Here is a 1,504-nt window from a genome sequence, read left to right as displayed (position 1 = left end):
CCCCGCTGGCCGCGCACGGCCCGCCGCTAGGCTCGCGCGCCCCACCCTCGTTGGTCTGATCCCGCCTGGCTCGCGCGGCACGCTGCCGCGCGCCCCATCGACACGACCGCCTTCGAGGTTTACATGCGTTCCCCCTTCTCGCGCGCGCCCCATGGCGCGGCGCCCCCTGTTGCGCGCACCGACGCGCCCGACTCCCGCCGTCGCCTGCTGCTGTCTTGCCTGCCCGTTGCGGCCTTGAGTTTGGCCGGCTGCGGGCCCGACGCCCCCAAACTACTGGGCATGGACCTGTCCGGCATGCCCACGGGCGATTTCCAATTGCAGGACGTCACCGGCCAATCGCGCACCCTGGCCGACTACCGTGGCCATCCCATCCTGCTGTTCTTCGGCTTCACGCAGTGCCCGGACATCTGCCCCACCGCGCTAACCCGCGCCCTGGAGATCAAGGAACTGCTGGGCGCCGACGCCGACAAGCTGCGCGTGCTGTTCATTACCGTGGACCCGGAACGCGACACGCCCGAAATCCTGGGCGCATACACCAGCGCCTTCGACCCGGGCTTCGTGGGCCTGCGCGGCACCGCCGAACAGACGCGCGCCGCCGCCCAATCCTTCAAGGTGTTCTACCAGAAGGTCCCGACCGGCTCGTCCTACACCATGGACCACACCGCGCTGACCTACGTGATCGACGCCAAGGGCAAGCTGCGTATCGCGCTGCGCCACGCGCAGTCCGCCGCCGAATGCGTGCAAGACCTGCGCACGGTGCTGTAAGGCCGCGCTTCGCAAGACTCCCCCGGCGGGAACGTCGGGAAGTCTATATAAATCCTTAAAAAGAAGAGACCCCATCATGAAGAACTTTTCGCTCCGCACGTTTGCCACTGCCCTGTCCCTGTCCGTGCTGGCAGGCGTTGCAGCCACCGCCCATGCCGCCGACGCCGCCAAGGCCACCGATGCCACCAATGCCGCCAACGCCACCGTAAAAGTCGAAGACGCCTGGGTGCGCGCCACCGTTCCCAACCAGCACGCCACCGGCGTCTTCATGCGCCTGACCTCGCCCGAGGCCGGACGCCTGGTCGCCGTGGAATCCGACGCCGCCAAGCATGTGGAAGTGCATGAAATGGCGATGCAGGACGACGTCATGAAAATGCGCCAGGTGCCCGCCATCGCCCTGCCCGCCGGCCAACCGGTGGACCTGAAGCCGGGCGGCTATCACGTCATGCTGATCGACCTGGCCCGCCAGATCACCCCGGGCGATCACATCGACGTGACGCTGATCGTGGAAGACGCCAAGCAGCAGCAACACCGGGTGCCGGTGTCGGTCGAAGCCCGCGCGCTGAACGCGAAGGCCGGCGAGGCGCCCGCCAAGCACGGCCACTGATTCTCTGTCCTCTATATATAGAGAGAGACGGACGGCTTGCGGCCGGCTTTATTGGGGACGCACACGGCGCCCCCGCCGTCAGCGTAAGCCGCTGAATCGCCATACAATGCCAGCACATCCACCGTCGGCGCC

General features: G+C 67.3%; 2 protein-coding genes. Both read left to right on the top strand.

Going from position 1 to position 1,504, the window contains the following annotated elements:
* Positions 1 to 123: 123 nt before the first annotated feature.
* Positions 124 to 765 (top strand): SCO family protein, encoded by a 642-nt coding sequence (locus ACNPP0_RS02845; protein WP_448704967.1) that lies wholly within the window; start codon positions 124 to 126, stop codon positions 763 to 765.
* Positions 766 to 841: 76 nt separating this feature from the next.
* Entirely contained in the window at positions 842 to 1,372 is a 531-nt protein-coding gene (locus ACNPP0_RS02840) for a copper chaperone PCu(A)C (protein ID WP_332611329.1), read from the top strand.
* The last annotated feature ends 132 nt before the right edge of the window (positions 1,373 to 1,504 follow it).

Source organism: Achromobacter semiaridum, assembly GCF_053543755.1.
Note: the sequence above shows the minus strand (reverse complement) of the source record. Positions and strands in the feature narration are given on the sequence as shown.

Coding starts and splice junctions, on each gene's coding strand:
- ACNPP0_RS02845 (WP_448704967.1), top strand. CDS start 124: ATGCGTTCCCCCTTCTCGCGCGCGCCCCATGGCGCGGCGCCCCCTGTT.
- ACNPP0_RS02840 (WP_332611329.1), top strand. CDS start 842: ATGAAGAACTTTTCGCTCCGCACGTTTGCCACTGCCCTGTCCCTGTCC.